The sequence below is a fragment of the Psychromicrobium lacuslunae genome (assembly GCF_000950575.1).
Lineage (GTDB): Bacteria > Actinomycetota > Actinomycetes > Actinomycetales > Micrococcaceae > Renibacterium > Renibacterium lacuslunae.
Genome location: NZ_CP011005.1, coordinates 2,690,576 through 2,704,985 on the forward strand (window position 1 = coordinate 2,690,576; position 14,410 = coordinate 2,704,985).

The 14,410-nt window shown below is 58.9% G+C and carries 16 protein-coding genes, 1 tRNA gene and 1 riboswitch; of the genes, 6 read left to right on the forward strand and 11 right to left on the reverse strand.

The genetic code is table 11. The features are described from left to right. Positions 1-15 precede the first annotated feature (15 nt). Together UM93_RS12595 and UM93_RS17835 are read right to left on the reverse strand one after the other, a co-directional pair. Complete coding sequence (locus UM93_RS12595; protein WP_045075916.1) at positions 16-1,260, reverse strand: MFS transporter; 1,245 nt, start codon at positions 1,258-1,260, stop codon at positions 16-18. Further along, the gene (locus tag UM93_RS17835; protein ID WP_045075917.1) at positions 1,261-1,686 is read right to left on the reverse strand and encodes a MarR family winged helix-turn-helix transcriptional regulator; all 426 of its coding nucleotides are present in this window, start codon (positions 1,684-1,686) and stop codon (positions 1,261-1,263) included. A gap of 152 nt (positions 1,687-1,838) precedes the next feature. Further along, positions 1,839-1,982, forward strand: a riboswitch (cyclic di-AMP (ydaO/yuaA leader). 3 nt (positions 1,983-1,985) lie between these two features. Here UM93_RS17835 and UM93_RS12605 point away from each other — a divergent pair. Continuing rightward, positions 1,986-2,711: an aggregation-promoting factor C-terminal-like domain-containing protein gene (locus UM93_RS12605; protein ID WP_234399309.1), complete on the forward strand. Its 726-nt coding sequence runs from the start codon at positions 1,986-1,988 to the stop codon at positions 2,709-2,711. A 16-nt stretch (positions 2,712-2,727) separates the two neighbouring features. Here UM93_RS12605 and UM93_RS12610 read toward each other — a convergent pair whose 3' ends face one another. From UM93_RS12610 to UM93_RS17715, 4 genes are all read right to left on the reverse strand, one after another. Next, entirely contained in the window at positions 2,728-3,432 is a 705-nt protein-coding gene (locus UM93_RS12610; RefSeq protein ID WP_045075918.1) for a hypothetical protein, read from the reverse strand. Positions 3,433-3,496: 64 nt separating this feature from the next. Beyond that, complete coding sequence (locus UM93_RS12615) at positions 3,497-4,723, reverse strand: sensor histidine kinase (protein WP_045075919.1); 1,227 nt, start codon at positions 4,721-4,723, stop codon at positions 3,497-3,499. Further along, positions 4,720-5,421, reverse strand: coding sequence for a response regulator transcription factor (locus UM93_RS12620; protein ID WP_234399310.1), 702 nt, complete (start codon positions 5,419-5,421; stop codon positions 4,720-4,722). Before UM93_RS12620 ends, UM93_RS12615 begins: the two co-directional genes overlap by 4 nt. Next, the gene (locus UM93_RS17715) at positions 5,414-6,046 is read right to left on the reverse strand and encodes a hypothetical protein (RefSeq protein WP_157874145.1); all 633 of its coding nucleotides are present in this window, start codon (positions 6,044-6,046) and stop codon (positions 5,414-5,416) included. The genes UM93_RS12620 and UM93_RS17715 overlap by 8 nt, the downstream gene beginning before the upstream one ends. A 187-nt stretch (positions 6,047-6,233) precedes the next feature. Between UM93_RS17715 and UM93_RS12635 the strand changes: the two genes are divergently transcribed. Next, positions 6,234-8,060 (forward strand): acyltransferase family protein, encoded by a 1,827-nt coding sequence (locus tag UM93_RS12635; RefSeq protein WP_082057137.1) that lies wholly within the window; start codon positions 6,234-6,236, stop codon positions 8,058-8,060. 53 nt (positions 8,061-8,113) lie between these two features. Here UM93_RS12635 and UM93_RS12640 read toward each other — a convergent pair whose 3' ends face one another. Both UM93_RS12640 and upp read right to left on the reverse strand, forming a co-directional pair. Then, positions 8,114-8,596: a GNAT family N-acetyltransferase gene (locus tag UM93_RS12640; RefSeq protein WP_162183385.1), complete on the reverse strand. Its 483-nt coding sequence runs from the start codon at positions 8,594-8,596 to the stop codon at positions 8,114-8,116. Continuing rightward, positions 8,583-9,218: a uracil phosphoribosyltransferase gene (upp, locus tag UM93_RS12645; protein WP_045075924.1), complete on the reverse strand. Its 636-nt coding sequence runs from the start codon at positions 9,216-9,218 to the stop codon at positions 8,583-8,585. The genes UM93_RS12640 and upp overlap by 14 nt, the downstream gene beginning before the upstream one ends. A 22-nt stretch (positions 9,219-9,240) precedes the next feature. Here upp and tadA point away from each other — a divergent pair, with 22 nt between their 5' ends. Continuing rightward, positions 9,241-9,708 carry a tRNA adenosine(34) deaminase TadA gene (gene tadA, locus UM93_RS12650; RefSeq protein ID WP_045075925.1) on the forward strand — a complete coding sequence of 156 codons (468 nt, stop codon included), beginning with the start codon at positions 9,241-9,243 and terminating at the stop codon, positions 9,706-9,708. Here tadA and UM93_RS12655 read toward each other — a convergent pair. Then, positions 9,686-10,618 carry a GlxA family transcriptional regulator gene (locus UM93_RS12655; protein ID WP_045075926.1) on the reverse strand — a complete coding sequence of 311 codons (933 nt, stop codon included), beginning with the start codon at positions 10,616-10,618 and terminating at the stop codon, positions 9,686-9,688. The two genes, tadA and UM93_RS12655, sit on opposite strands and share 23 nt — an antisense overlap. A gap of 38 nt (positions 10,619-10,656) precedes the next feature. Beyond that, positions 10,657-11,238 (reverse strand): cysteine hydrolase family protein, encoded by a 582-nt coding sequence (locus UM93_RS12660; protein ID WP_199921748.1) that lies wholly within the window; start codon positions 11,236-11,238, stop codon positions 10,657-10,659. Positions 11,239-11,529: 291 nt separating this feature from the next. On the opposite strand from UM93_RS12660, the gene UM93_RS12665 reads away from it, so the two are divergent. Next, entirely contained in the window at positions 11,530-12,138 is a 609-nt protein-coding gene (locus UM93_RS12665; protein WP_045075927.1) for a ScbR family autoregulator-binding transcription factor, read from the forward strand. Positions 12,139-12,145: 7 nt separating this feature from the next. On the opposite strand, the gene UM93_RS12670 is transcribed toward UM93_RS12665, so the two are convergent. Beyond that, positions 12,146-13,312, reverse strand: a complete 1,167-nt coding sequence (locus UM93_RS12670; protein ID WP_045075928.1) for a DNA glycosylase AlkZ-like family protein — start codon at positions 13,310-13,312, stop codon at positions 12,146-12,148. Positions 13,313-13,398: 86 nt separating this feature from the next. On the opposite strand from UM93_RS12670, the gene UM93_RS12675 reads away from it, so the two are divergent. Then, a tRNA-Ser gene (locus tag UM93_RS12675) sits at positions 13,399-13,488 on the forward strand. Between the two features lie 447 nt (positions 13,489-13,935). Then, entirely contained in the window at positions 13,936-14,334 is a 399-nt protein-coding gene (locus UM93_RS12680) for an Hsp20/alpha crystallin family protein (RefSeq protein ID WP_199921749.1), read from the forward strand. The last annotated feature ends 76 nt before the right edge of the window (positions 14,335-14,410 follow it).

Genomic DNA, 14,410 nt, shown 5'->3' on the forward strand with positions numbered 1-14,410 from the left:
TGAGCCGGCCGGGGTTTAGGCGCGAGCACGGTGGGGCAAGACCGAGCTGAGTTGGCTGCGTAGCGTGGTGTGATTTCGCTTGTTCAGGACCAGCAGCGCCACGCTGCCGGCGGCTAGCGCCGCCACCCCGCCAACGATAAGTGACCAGCGCGGCCCGAAAAGAGTGCCAATCCAGCCGACCAGCGGTGCCCCAATCGGGGTGCCCCCTTGCATTAAGGCCATATACACCGCGAGTACCCTGCCGCGCATCGCCGGGTCTGTAGTGAGCTGAATGCTGGTATTGCAAGCGTTGAGGAAGGTCATTGCCGAGAGCCCGATCGGAATTAGTGCGAGGGCGAACAACCAGTAGTTCGGTGCGAAGGCCCCCAATACGGTGAACGCGCCGGTCGCCAGCGCACCACCAACCACGTAGGCCATCCGCACACCCTGCCGTCGGGCTGCCAACAGCGCAGCGGAGAGTGTGCCGACCGCCATGACGGTACCGAGCAACCCGTACTCACCCGGCCCGAGCTTGAAGACCGACGTGGCCATCAGCGCATTGGTGATCTGGAAGTTCATCGTCAGGGTGGCGACCAGGCTGACCAGAATCATAATCATCATCAGATCTGGGCGCTGCCGGATATAGCGCAATCCCTCTCGAATCTGCCCCTTGCCCCTGGGGGCTCGAGCCGCTGGGTGAAGTTCCGCGACTCGCATCTTGGCAAGCGAGAGAATGACAGCGGCGAAACTCGCGGCATTGATCAAGAAAGCTGGGCCGGTGCCGATCCAGGCGATCAGCAACCCGGCAAGTCCGGGTCCGGCCAGTCTAGCCAGGTTAAAGGAGGTGGCATTCAACGCAACCGCGTTGGGCACGTCACCTGCCTCCACCACCTCAGAAACGAAGGCTTGCCGGGATGGAGCGTCAATCGCGCTACCGATACCGAGGAGCAGCGCCAGCAGATAAACATGCCAAAGCTGAACCGTATTTGTCACCACCAAAAGGCCCAGCAGCAAGGCACAAAAACCCATCGCCGATTGCGTGATCAAGAGGATCTTACGTTTCGAATATCTATCCCCGAGCAGCCCGGCCCATGGGCCGAGGATCAAGATCGGCAAGAATTGCAGACCGGTGGTGATGCCCACCGCGGTGCCGGACTGATTGGTTAGCACCGTCAGGACCAACCAGTCCTGAGCCACTCGCTGCATCCAGGTACCAATATTGGAAACCAGGGCCCCAGAGACCCAGAGCCGATAGTTGAAGACCTTCAGCGCACTAAACACTTATTTCGCACTCATTCTTTGCAGTATTTGTGCTGCTTCACGCAGCACCTTGCGTTCCGCGGGACTCAACCCCGCGAGCCGCCGCTCCAACCATTCGGTGCGACGTTGCCGGGTATCCCTCAGCACTTCGCGGCCAGCCTCGGTGAGCTCCACCAAAACCTGTCGCCCATCACTAGGGTCTGAGCGTCTGCTGACTAAGCCGGATTCCTCTAGTGCATTGACCGTTCTAGTCATTGTCGGCGCCTGCACATGCTCTTTATCTGCCAACTGCCTGAGCGTCTGCTGACCATTACTCAGGATCGACAACACGCTGAATTGGCCGGGCCCGACGCTCTCGCTAGTGGCTTCGGTACGCAGTCTCCGAGCGGTACGCATCACTGCCATCCGCAACTCAACCGCTAACGGCGCTCGTCTCCCTGACTCCATTTACTTAGCATAAGTCATTACCTTTGCTAAGTAAATAGCGAGCACTGGGCTTCCGTTATCTAAATGTGACTTATCTAGGTAATGCCGGTATCGTAGAGAGGTGCGCGATAGTAACCGTGCACCTCTCTACGAGACGCCGAGCTCTGCCACTCAAAGAGGGACGTCAGAACTTATGGCAGAGACGGGGAAACCACTTTTGGCCGTGTTCGCACGGTCTTGGGGTGAAGTCCTGCAGCGCAGGGCCGGCCTTCTCAGCCGAATCCGACAGCTCACCTCGCAGGCAAAAGAGAGGCAGTTCAGTGGCTCAGAGCATGGATCAGCCACGTCGTGATCGGGCGCGGCATGCCGCGCCCAGCACTCCGACGTCGCGCTCAGTTCCGGGGAAATCTACCGGTCGGCGTCGCGCCACCCCGCAAAAGTCCTCTCTTAGCCTGCTCCGTGAAGCCAGCTCCAAGCTGCCTGTGCAGCAGGTAGCCGCTATCGCCATCGCTGGCGTCTTAGTCGCCTCGGTGAGTGCCTCGCAGCAGAATCCGGACACCCCCGCCTCAACACCGGTGGCACAGAAATCAGCAATGGAGACAGTCTCTGCAGCTGCCAACGCTGAACTAGTTTTCAGTCGAGTCACCGCGAGCTCCAAGCCCGCTGCCAAAACACCCAGTACCGGCAAGCCGGGCGCAGACAGCGCCTCCAGCGACATCAACCAAATCAAGGCAGTAAATGACCCCGAGGCCGCGCAGGCTTTCGCAGCGACAAAATTGGCCGACTTCGGTTGGGGTCCGGATCAGATGAGCTGTCTAAGCTCCTTGTGGACCAAGGAATCCAGCTGGCAGACCACGGCTGAGAATCCTTCCAGCCTGGCCTATGGCATCGCACAGTCCCTACCCGCCGAGAAGATGGCCAGCGTCGGCTCCGATTACCGCACTAACTACAAAACCCAGATCACCTGGGGCTTGGGTTATATCAAGGAGCGTTATGGCTCACCATGCGGCGCCTGGGGACATTCCCAGGCCACCGGATGGTACTGAGCCGTTCGTCTCAGGTTCAGTAAAGAACCTTCTGGCTCTTGAATTTGTAGTAATCGCTGGACGGCTTGAGCCAGATCAGCACCAGAGCGGTGATCGAGACCAGTAGCGTAATAATGCCGATGATCAGGCTACTGACGAAAATGGTTTTACTGATGGAGCTTGCGATCAGTGAGTAGATCCCACTCAGAATTGAAATAGCCGCGAATACAGTGGCCACCACTCGGGCCCACGACTTTCCCGCACCGTTCGCCAAGGCCATCCAAATCCACAAGCCGGTGCCGATGATCAGGCCGAAGATCATGCTGGCATAAGTTGTCGCCTGGGTAATCGACTTGACCGACTCGATGGTGCTGCCGCTGAGACCCGAATTTTGGGTCTGAGCCTGAGCAATTGCCATATCTACCAACTGATTAACCTGGAATAGCGTGAAGATGCCCCCAATCACGCTCAAGGCGGCTCCCACGTACATCAAAATGACGGCATTCTTCAGCGTCTGCGGCTTCTCCACTGGCGCGATTGGCGAGATCGCCGAACCGTTTCCGGGGTAGCCGGGGAACTGTTGCTGCGGGTATTGCGGTGCCTGGCCGGGCTGTTGTTGACCATACTGAGGCGGCTGCTGCCCAAACTGCCCGGGCTGTTGCTGTCCATACTGTGGTTGCTGGCCGTATTGCGGTTGCTGAGGCTGGTTCGGTGCATTGTTTGGCGGCTGAAACTGGTCCATAGCACTAGAGCCTAGTGCAATCTCCGGCCAATGCCCGCGCCGAGACCGAACCGTTAGCGAGTTGCTAATGGGTTTCAGTCTTCGCCCAAGACAGGGTGGCAATAGCGCCGCCGTCGGTGGCGTTCTCAAAGCTCAACCGGTAACCCAAGACTTCGGCCTGCCTGATTGCTATTAACAGGCCGAGCCCCCAACCACCTTCGCTTTTAAACCGCGAAGGACCGTTGTCGATAATGCTCTGCGGATAGCCCAAACCGTGGTCGCGAATTGCCAATTCGTCCCGGCTCACGGTCAGCTGAATCGGCGGCTGGCCATGTTCGGCCGCATTCCGGAGCAAATTGAGCAGCACCCTGGAGAGCCGCCGCTCGTCAGTATCCAGGATCATCTCCTCGGCATCAGCAGCGAACAGTACGGTGATGGATTGAGCCAAATCTGCTGCGGCGAGCTCAGCACTGACGTCGTCCAGCAGGATTCGAATCGAGGCTGGTTCGCGGATAATTTCATGCTGCGCGCCATCCAGACGCGAGATTTCCAGCAATTCTTCCACCAGCCTGCGCAGCCGCGCGGTGCGCTCCTTAACCATCTGCGCTGGCCGCGAATCCTCTAATAATGCTGCCGCAGCCACTAAACCGGTCAGCGGAGTTCGCAGTTCATGGGCTAGATCGGCGCTAAAACGTTGCTCATCCTCAGCCTTTTGTCGCAGTTCCGCCGCCATCCGATCGACGGCACCAGCAAAGCGAGCTACCTCGTCCTTGCCCTGGCTAATCTCCCCCAATACCTCAGTGGCATGGCCATCGGAGATGCGCTCGGCCGCGGCAGCCCCGCTGACCAGTCGGCGAGACAATCGGCTGCTAGTGAAGACCGCGATTGCGCTGGCAGCCAATACCGAGGCGACACCGCCAATCCACAATGCGCGATCGACATTCTGCACAATGGTCACGGACGCTGAAACATCTGAGCGCACCGCAATCACCGCTTGATAGCTGCCCAGAACGATTGGTTTAGCAGCCCAGATCTCCGAGGCTCCTTCAGGCCAGTAGATCGCAGTGTACCCGGCCTTAGCCTGGCTGGCGAGATCTGCTGGCAGGTCGGGACTGTCTATTGTCGCGCCCAAGGACCGGATCCCGCTGCTGACCATTATCGCCTGGGCATCGTTGAGTTGGTTCAGGATGCTGCTGCGCATCCGGTCGTTTTCACTGCTGCTCACCAAGGCTCGGATCAGCAGACCTGACAGTAAAAGGGCGAAGAGCACCGTGCCGGCGATGGTCAGCAACAGCTTCCATCGAAGTTTCACGGCTCTTCGACCAACCGGTAACCGAAGCCACGCACCGTCTCGATCAAGCCCTCGCCTAGTTTTGCCCGCAACCGCTGGATGTGCACATCCACCAAGCGTTGGTCGCCGGCCCAATCGTAGCCCCAGACCTCCCGAGTGATTTTGGATCGGCTGAGCACAATGCCCTCTTCTGTGGCGAGCGCAATCAGGATCTTGAACTCGGTGCTGGTCAGGGTCAGTGGCTCACCAGCCCGGCTGACCCGCATCCGGTCCAGGTCGATTAGCAGACTGCCTCGTTGCACGGCATTGGGCGGCCGCACCTCGGCCGAACTAGCTTGCTGCCCCTGGCGTCGTTGCACGCTTTGGATCCGGGCATGCAATACCTCAAGGTCAAAGGGCTTAGCCACGTAATCGTCGGCACCCGCTTCCAAGCCTTGCACCACGTCAATGGCATCGTCTCGCGCCGAGAGCATAATGATCGGGATCAGGAACTTCTCGCGAACTTTGCGGCAGATCGAAACCCCGTTGAGCCCGGGCAACATGACGTCGAGCAGCAGCACCTCCGGTGGCTGCGCCAAGACGGCGTCGAGCGCTTGCAGGCCGTCCGCATAACTAGTTACCGAATAGCCGAAGCGCTGCAGGCCCATAATGGTTGCCTCGCGGATGACCGGATCGTCCTCGACAAGAACGACTTGGCCTGCGGAACGGTCTTCAGTCACTGTGCTGACTCCCTTGCGTACTGGCGTTCAGTTTGCTGAACTTTTCCCCGGCGATGAATTGAGATCCGTGATACCGGTAAATCGTCACCGACTGACCTGAGGCGCAACACATCGCGTCGTTAGGCAAATAGATCGCTTCCTGTGCCACCAAGGTGTCGTTCGCACCGACTGTCAACGATATCCCGGTGCCAGCTAAGGCCAGCACAACCGTCGCCTTCCCGTCGGGTTGATAGCGCAGCACGAAGGCCGCGTAACCCACCGAGTCAGCGCCGGAAATGATTTTGACCAGCTGATAGGTATCGCCGTCAATAATCGTGCTGCCGGTGAGCATTAGGCAATAAGGACAACGCCGCATTGACTTGAGCACCTCATCGGCAACGTCCTTAGGTAACGTCTTGACCGCCGATTCCTGGCTGAGCGCGCCGCGCACTGCCTCCGTTGATTTGGCATCAACCGAGGGCGGTGCCGAAGAGTTAGCGGAGAACGGAACCGGGGTGGCAGAGACAGTGGCGACAGCTCCAGAGCTGACCACCGTCAGACCGCTTCCCTCCGCCGAACATGCAGTGATTCCGAGCAACATCAAAGCGCTGCACAGGGCAACATAAAGCAGACTTCGACTTCTCATCGGTCTCACCCCTCAATAGTTCGCCCGATTATTGGGCCAACCTTCAGTTAGCCAGCCCAACATCACATTATCTTCACAGAGCGATGACTTTCGGGTAAGAATCTATTCACTATCCCGCAAGTTTTTTGACGGACAAGTGAAATACAGCCCACATCACATTGTGATCGGGTAGCGGCACTTTGGAGGAGTGACTCTTCCGCCGACCTCTGTGCCCCGCGCCCGCCACGATGCCGTCCCGGCTCGACGAATCTTCGCCCTTGACGGCCTACGCGGTCTGGCGGTGACGGCTGTCGTAGCGTTTCATCTGTTTCCTCAACAGATTCCCGGCGGCTATCTCGGCGTCGATCTGTTCTTTGTACTCAGCGGCTATTTCATCACCGGCAGTCTGCTTAATCGACGTGCCTCCGGCAAACCGGTGCTCAAGGTTTTCTGGCTCAAGAGGGCTCGCCGGATCTTGCCTCCGCTGCTGCTCATGCTCCCTGTCGCACTGTTGCTGGCTGCTCTGGTAGGCGGGGCGGCGGGCAGCAGACTGCTGCCGCAGAGCCTCTCAGCTCTGAGCTTCAGTAGCAACTGGTGGTATGCAATCTCCGGTCAAGGCTACTTTGACACCGCCGAGCCACCTCTGCTGCAACATCTCTGGTCACTCGGTGTCGAAGAGCAGTTTTACCTGCTCTGGCCAATACTTTTCATTGCTCTGGCCGCTCTACCGAGGCGACGTTGGAGAGTTTTACTCACCGCCTCGATGGGCCTTCTCTCCGCCGGATTGCTCACGTTTTTCGCGCTCAACGGCCATAGCGACCGGGGCTATTTCGGCAGTGACAGTCATAGCTTCGGTTTGTTCTTTGGTGCCGCGGCAGCATTTCTCGGTCAATGGCTCAACCCCCGACTGGCTCCGTGGCTACGCAGCAGTGCGGTGCTCATCCTGTTGCTGCCGCTGGGTTACCTGCTGATCAGCCTCTCCGAGCGTTCCTGGTGGGCCTTTCGCGGCGGAATTCCGCTGGTGACGCTGATCTCCGCCTTGTTGATTGTGTTATTGAGCACCGACCGCGGCCTCGGTGCCCGGCTACTGTCGATTTCACCGTTGCATTGGTTGGCACAGCGGAGCTACGGCATCTACCTCTGGCACTGGCCACTCACCGTGCTCTGTCATCAATTAATTGGCAGCTCAGTGCCGTGGGCGACCGCCAGCGTGGTAATTCCCCTCACCCTGCTGGCCAGCAGTCTGAGCTGGAAGTACCTGGAACAACCGCTCATTGCCTCCGGTTATCGAACGGCGTGGCGACGCTGCCAAGAAGTCTGGCGGCAGCGGCCAGAGAGACGCTGGCAGCTAATCAGCGGCCTGACCGCGATCGGAATGATCGGCAGCCTCGCCAGCGTGGCGACGCTGCTCTCCCCCCAACAAACCGAGTTGCAGGCCAGCATCAGCCAGGGACAGCAGGCCATTGCTCAACAGTCCCAGCTTCCCGCCGCCCCGCCGAGTAGCCAGCCAGCTACTCCCCCCAGCGGCAAGCCCCCTGCCCCTGCCAGCTCTAAGCCGCGACCGGTCAGCGGAACGGAGATTCTGGCCATTGGTGACTCGGTAATGTTAGCGAGCGCGCCGCAATTACTCAGCGGCTTTCCCGGTATTGATATTAATGCCCAGGTAGGCCGACAAATGTGGGATTTACCCGCGCTATTGCAGCAGCTCAAACAGTCAAAAGCCCTCCGCCCGGTGCTGCTGGTTGGCTTGGGCAGCAATGGAGACTTCTCCCCCACAGTACTTGAGGACGCCCAAAGGATACTTGGCCCGGAGCGCCGCTTAGTGCTGATCACCCCGAGCGGACCACGTGACTGGATACCGCAGGCTCGGGACAAGATCAAAGATTTTGGACTCGCACACCCCGCGGTCAAGATTGCGCGCTGGGACGAGGTCAGAGCGCAAGTAACTGACTTCGCGAGCGACGGAATCCATCCGGGCCAGCAAGGTGCCACGATCTACGTGAGCTGCATCCAGGCTGCATTGCGGCAGAACTAGCATCGTCTGCAGCGGTGGCCGCTACTGACAAAATACGGCCTGAAGCACTGCCCCTAGCTCAACGCGAGTTTGTACCACTGAAACAGTTTGCCGGTCACTTCATGCGGTTCGGGTTCACCAACGGCTAGCCACCCGAGCCGTTCATAGAGTCGTTGAGCGGCGAAGTTGTTCACCAATACCCTGAGATCCAGCCAATGATCTCCCCGACTCTGTCTGAGCTTGGCAAACTCGGCCAACAAACTGCCAGCTACTCCTTGCCCTTGACTCCGAGGGTCGGTGGCAATCAACACCAGATGGCTGCCGCCCTGCCCGGGATCGGGGAAGCCCAAGACAAAGCCAGCCAGCCCTCGGTCATCCGTGGCGAGCAGCAAAATCCGATCGACACGCTCGAACTGTTCCCGAGAGCGAAGTAGCTGTGCTTCCAGCCCGAGCTGATCCGCTTCGGCACCATCCCGCAGTAACACCGCGGATCGCCACAGCATCAGGCAGCTTTCGACGTCGGCGTCTCCGCCGAACCGCAGCTTAACCGACGACACCGTAGAGCCGGTCACCAGCATCGCCCAAGCCGGGGACAATATAGGACTTTTCATTCAGGCCCTGATCCACCGAAGCCAGCACAATGGTGACATTGGCACCCTCATGCTGCTCCCTGAGCGCTTCAATTCCCTCCGGTGCGCCCAGCAAACAAATACAGGTAATGTCCATCGCGCCCCGATCAAAGAGGAACTTAATGGCTTCCTTCAAGGTGCCGCCGGTGGCCAGCATTGGATCCAACACATAGACCTGACGCCCGGTGAGATCATCGGGCAGCCGCTCGGCATAGGTGATCGCCTCTAAGGTCTCCTCATTGCGAGCCATGCCGAGAAAGCCGACCTCGGCGGTGGGCAGTAATCTGGTCATCCCTTCAAGCATGCCCAAACCGGCGCGCAGGATCGGCACCACCAACGGGGTGGGTTTCACCAAGCCGGTGCCCACGGCACGGGTCACCGGAGTTTCAATGCTGACCTCCTCGACCCGCACTTCACGGGTGGCTTCATACGCCAGCAGAGTCACCAATTCCTCGGTGAGCAGCCGGAACACCGGGGAGGGAGTGTTCTTATCTCGCAACACGGTGAGTTTATGGGCAACAAGGGGGTGATCGACGACCAGTACACGCATAGCTAAAAGTTACCATTGTGTGATGACTGCTGGTGCCGCTTTCGATTCCTGGATGGGCTTGGCCCTCACCGAGGCGCAGGCCGCGCTGAAGACAGCCGATGTCCCGATTGGGGCGGTGGTGCTCGACGGCAACGGCCACGTGATCGGCACCGGCCGCAATCAGCGCGAGGCAGATCAGGACCCAACCGCGCATGCCGAGGTACTGGCGATCCGTGCCGCAGCTTGGGCGCTGGGCAGCTGGCGGTTAGAGAACTGTACCCTGGTGGTCACCCTAGAGCCTTGCGCAATGTGCGCGGGGGCCATTGTGCTGGCTCGGCTACCAAGAGTGGTGTTCGGCGCCTGGGATGACAAGGCAGGCGCGGCCGGCTCGGTTTTCGATGTTTTGCGGGAACGTCGTTTGAACCACTGGGTAGAAGTCTTCGCCGGGGTAAGGGAAACTGAGTGTGCTGAGCTATTGACCGATTTCTTTAGCGGCCACCGAGCTGGCTGACCGCTCGACGCGCCCGTAGTCGACGCAGCATCCGGGCATCGTCAAAACCGACAGCGCCCGCTGCCGCCTCCACGGTGCTGCCGTGCTGGATCAAGGACTCCGCCTCCTCAAGCCGCAACATCTGCTGGTAACGCAGCGGTGAAAGGCCTATCACCTGACCGAATACTCGACTAAGGCTACGCTGGCTGATCCCCACGGTCTGGGCAATCTCAGCGAGTAATAGCCGTTCCCGAAATCGTTCGTCGAGCAGATCCTGCACCTGATGCACCACGTCAACCAGATGCGCCCGGTGCCGCAATATGCCGCTTAGTTGCGGAGCATTTCCATTACGACGGGTGTACATCACCATTCCACGCGCCACCCTGGCGGCGAGCGCCGGACCCTCCTGCTGAGCGACAAGGTGCAGTGAAAGGTCGATTCCGCTGGCTATCCCCGCTGAGCTCAGCACGCCGTCATCCTCGGTGTACAGTACGTCCGAGATCACTTTGGCTCGCGGAAAGCTCTTCGCCAGCTCTGTCTGGAGCTGATGGTGCGTCGTGCAACGACGCCCATCCAGCAGACCGGCCAACCCCAATGACAGTGCACCCGAGCAGACGCTGGCTACTCGCCCACCAGATTGGTGGTGCTCGATCAGCCGCTGCGTTGAAGCGACGCCGAGATGAGCGGCCGTGCGCAGACTGAGCGCACGGCCCCCGGGGACCAGAATCACATCATCAGTGTTAAGCTCCGGCCACTGAGCTTCCGGCAGTAGAGCCAGCCCTTGCGCCGAATTCACTGGACGCTCCGCGTCGGCGACGAAATGCAGCGAGAACTTCGCACCGAGCCGGGCGGCATCACCGAAGACTTGAGCGGGACCGGCGAAGTCCAGCAAATGCACGGTATCCATCAACGGAATGACGATTGCAGTCATGACTTGAAGTCTAGGGTCTGCGTGGCCTGGCTGCGCGGCTAGCCAGCCAACACCTCTTGTACGGTTCGGATGGTGGCGAATCTGCCGGATAGCGCGTAGCAAGTGCGTTGAATAATGCTCTCCACGTCAAGAGTGAGCGGATCGGCCAACACCTCTTGGAGCTGGCGATCTTTTGGCGCATTCCAGTGCTCAATCGGCTGCGTAGCGGTGGCGTCAACCACGAACTCCACCGAATAACCTAAATCGCTGGCCACCCGGGCGGTAGTTTCGCAACACTGTTCGGTTCGGATGCCGCAGATCTGCAAGTCGGTAATGCCCTGTGTTACCAGGTACTGTTGCAGCCCAGTGGTGCTAAAGGCGTTATGGGAGGTTTTGCTGAACAGCGGTTCCGCTGCCCTCGGCACTAAGCCGTCGATGAGTCGGGTGAAGCCAAGTTCAGGATCGAAAACCCCTGCCGAGCCCGGTTCGTGGTGGACAATCCAGACCACTTGATCCCCGCCCTGCCGGGCATGGTCGACCAGCTTGGTGACCTGACCAACGATGTCGGACTGAGAGATCGCGGCCCAGTTCTCCCGCTGTCGGAATGACTCTTGAACATCTATCACCAGAAGTGCTTTCATACTTCAAGGCTAGGCGCGAAAAAACCGGTACAGGAGGGTTGAGAAGGACGGGAACCGGACGGATCTGGCCACAAGCGATCAGTTTTGGTGAGGAAGCACGTGGAAAAGAGTTTGTCCTGTCAGCGGGCTCAGTGGAATACTGAATAAGTCTCATTTAGGACGGCCTAATGGTGCTCCATTGGAGCCATTGCACCTGATCGGGATGCGCTGGGGGCGCTGCTTGTTCGACCGGCGTGGTTCGATCGAACGGTTCAACGGGGTACGAGCACTTGCGAGGAGTCTTAAGTTCTTATGGCTATGCAAAAACGCGCGATCGAAACTCGAGAAAAGATCATCGCAGCGGCCGCCCAGGTTTTCGCAGAGTCTAGCTTTGCTGAGGCGTCCATGGCGGACATTCTCAAGCTAGCCGGGGTGACCCAAGGATCACTGTATTTCCACTTCGATTCAAAAATTGATCTGGCCTACGAAATCGTCAAACGCCAACATGACCTGGCGTTCGCCCTGGGTACTGCAAGAGTGAACTCGACCGACCCGGGCGTACAGAGCATGATCGGCATCTCACATGATCTCGGCGAGGCGCTCATCACCGAGCCAGTGATGCGGGCCGGGCTGCGCCTGGTCACCGAATCGATAAATGTTTTCAACGAACCGGCGGTGAAGCCGTACGTGGACTGGATCGAAGTGGGCCGGATCTTGTTGAAACGAGCGGTAGCAGAAAGCGGCAGCAATAAGGAGCTGGATATTGATTCGGCTGCCAGCGTGGTGATCGGATCGTTCACCGGGACCCACGTGGTGGCCTCGGCACTGGACGCGCTACCAGAACTGCATGAGCGGATCGATGCTATGTGGGGATTTCTACTCCCCGGCCTGGGACTGCAGATGCCCGCAGTAGGGGCCTAAGCCTGGCTTAGCCTGACTGGGCCGCCCGCAATGCATCAATGCGTTTCTGCCGGGAAGCCGGCGAATCCAGGCTGAAGGACCTGAAATCAGTCAAATCCTGCCGGATGTAGTCCTGCACTTGTGCAATCCGCTGCTTGATCGCAGTCGTGGCCTGACCGAAAATCCAAGGCACTATTTCAGCCCGCCCCGGATCATACTGCCACAAACCGACGATCTGGCCACGGTCAACAATGGGGTGATCCGGTAAATCCGCCACCAGTGCAAGTGACTTTTCGCCGAGCAGAGATTTGCCCCGGTCCTGCTCCGCCAATAGATCGGGAGCATTGCGCCTGAGCAGCGCTAAACCGTCGCTACCGGCAAGCAATTGGATCTGCTGCTGATCCGGCACCTTGAAGCTTTCGTAGCTTTCTCGGTCGCCCGGCAGCATCCAGAGGCCTCCTGACTCCTCAGCCTTCAACTCGAGCAAGGCGGTCTTTATCTGCGCCACCGTGAAGGCGGTGAACCACTGACTCTGCTTAATGGTCGCGCCACCGGTCCAGTGCAAATATTTGGCGATGATTTTGCTGCGGGCCTGTTGATCAGAGAGACCACTCTGCGCCAATCCCCAATATTGATAGGCGTACCGCTGCTGATCCAGTCTGCCATTGAGTGGAACCCGCCGAATTCTTCCTTCCGACTGCAGGATCCCGAGCGCGGCCGGCAAGGTGGTGGAAGCCCCCTTCTTCTTGCCTTCCTCACCCAGGCTGCGGACCGCAGCACCAAGAACTTGCTTGAGTTGCTGAGGATCAAGCTTTTCACCGGGCTGAAGCTGCTCAACGACCGCCGTGAGCAGCTCATCGATTTCGGTGCGGCTCACACCAAGCTTCGTCAAGACCCGCACCGGAACTTCGGCCGCCTCGCGCCCCAGCTGCAGGGCCCAACTGAAATCCTCGGCGGACACCACATAGGTACAGCCGCGCACCACCGGTAACTCATGCACGGCAAGCCGGGCAACCTCGGCATCGACCTGTTCTCGACGCAGTCCGGCCCGAGCAAACAAACTGAGATAAGGGTTCGCACCACCCACCGACCGCAGCCAGCCGGTGTTCGCGATCACCGTTGCGGCAGCTGCCCCCAGCTGCGAACCATCCAGGCCCTGTCGATGCCAAGCCCAGGCACGTTGCTTAGTCGTCATGCCGACATTCTGCCATCTCGACTGCTAAACAGTGCGGCGGGCTGGTTTTGGGCCAGAGCGCACTGGTGAAGTAGAGTATTCAGGTTGGTGACGTGTCCGAGCGGCCGAAGGTGCAACACTCGAAATGTTGTTTAGGTGAGAGCCTAACGTGGGTTCAAATCCCACCGTCACCGCCAACAGCGAAGGCCTCTGATTCCTTTTATTTACATGGGACAGAGGCCTTTTGCTTTGCGCCAAACACAATCTTCCAACCACGTTTTCTTGACAGACTGCCACACATTCAACGGGCCTGGATCCGGGAGTATTGAGTTCAACGAGCCAGGTGACACCGAATATTCATTCCGATGAGGCGACCGTGGCCGAACCATGCGGCGCGCTCCGGATACATTCTCCTGGTGCACTCCGCGGCCTACTCCCCGGGCTAGAAAAACGGACGGAGCGTCATTATTCGACCCTCATTAGTTCCGGAAATCTAGGGAATTTTTGACAAAAACTTGGCACTCTCGAACGAGAGTGCTAACTTAAATTTTGCACAGTTGATACTGCCCGTCGAGGTGGTGGGCAGGTGTGTATAGGAGGTGATTACTGTGCTCCGTTTTGACCCGTTCGGCAATGTTGAAGCGATGACCAGGTCTCTTCTCAGTGACGAGGGTAGCCGTCGCTCCCCACGTTTCATGCCGATGGATTTATACAAGGTCGACGACCATTATGTTGTGGATGCTGACCTCCCCGGCATCGACCCGGGATCAATCGAGATCTCAGTGGACAACGGCACTCTGAGCATTTCGGCACAGCGCACGGCTCGCTCCGAAGACGGCGTTCATTGGCTGGCCAGCGAACGATTCTCGGGCCAATACCGGCGCGAATTAGCCCTTGGTGAGGGCGTTGATCGCGATAACATCACCGCGCTGTACGACAACGGCGTATTATCGCTAATCATCCCGCTTGCCGAGAAGGCCAAGCCGCGGCGCATTGAGATCAGTCACGCTACCAAGCCGTCAGCACAGGCCATCGAGTCCTAACTCGGCAGTGGTTGAGGTGGCGGCCTGTGCCGCCACCTCAACCTGAGAACTTTTAGTGATCACAAAAAGCTGATCA

Bases quoted from the DNA above. Each gene is read 5' to 3' on its own strand.
- UM93_RS12660 (WP_199921748.1), bottom strand. From the start codon at position 11,238: ATGAAAGCACTTCTGGTGATAGATGTTCAAGAGTCATTCCGACAGCGG.
- UM93_RS17715 (WP_157874145.1), bottom strand. From the start codon at position 6,046: ATGAGAAGTCGAAGTCTGCTTTATGTTGCCCTGTGCAGCGCTTTGATG.
- UM93_RS12665 (WP_045075927.1), top strand. From the start codon at position 11,530: ATGGCTATGCAAAAACGCGCGATCGAAACTCGAGAAAAGATCATCGCA.
- upp (WP_045075924.1), bottom strand. From the start codon at position 9,218: ATGCGTGTACTGGTCGTCGATCACCCCCTTGTTGCCCATAAACTCACC.
- UM93_RS12610 (WP_045075918.1), bottom strand. From the start codon at position 3,432: ATGGACCAGTTTCAGCCGCCAAACAATGCACCGAACCAGCCTCAGCAA.
- tadA (WP_045075925.1), top strand. From the start codon at position 9,241: ATGACTGCTGGTGCCGCTTTCGATTCCTGGATGGGCTTGGCCCTCACC.
- UM93_RS12670 (WP_045075928.1), bottom strand. From the start codon at position 13,312: ATGACGACTAAGCAACGTGCCTGGGCTTGGCATCGACAGGGCCTGGAT.
- UM93_RS17835 (WP_045075917.1), bottom strand. From the start codon at position 1,686: ATGGAGTCAGGGAGACGAGCGCCGTTAGCGGTTGAGTTGCGGATGGCA.
- UM93_RS12680 (WP_199921749.1), top strand. From the start codon at position 13,936: ATGACCAGGTCTCTTCTCAGTGACGAGGGTAGCCGTCGCTCCCCACGT.
- UM93_RS12655 (WP_045075926.1), bottom strand. From the start codon at position 10,618: ATGACTGCAATCGTCATTCCGTTGATGGATACCGTGCATTTGCTGGAC.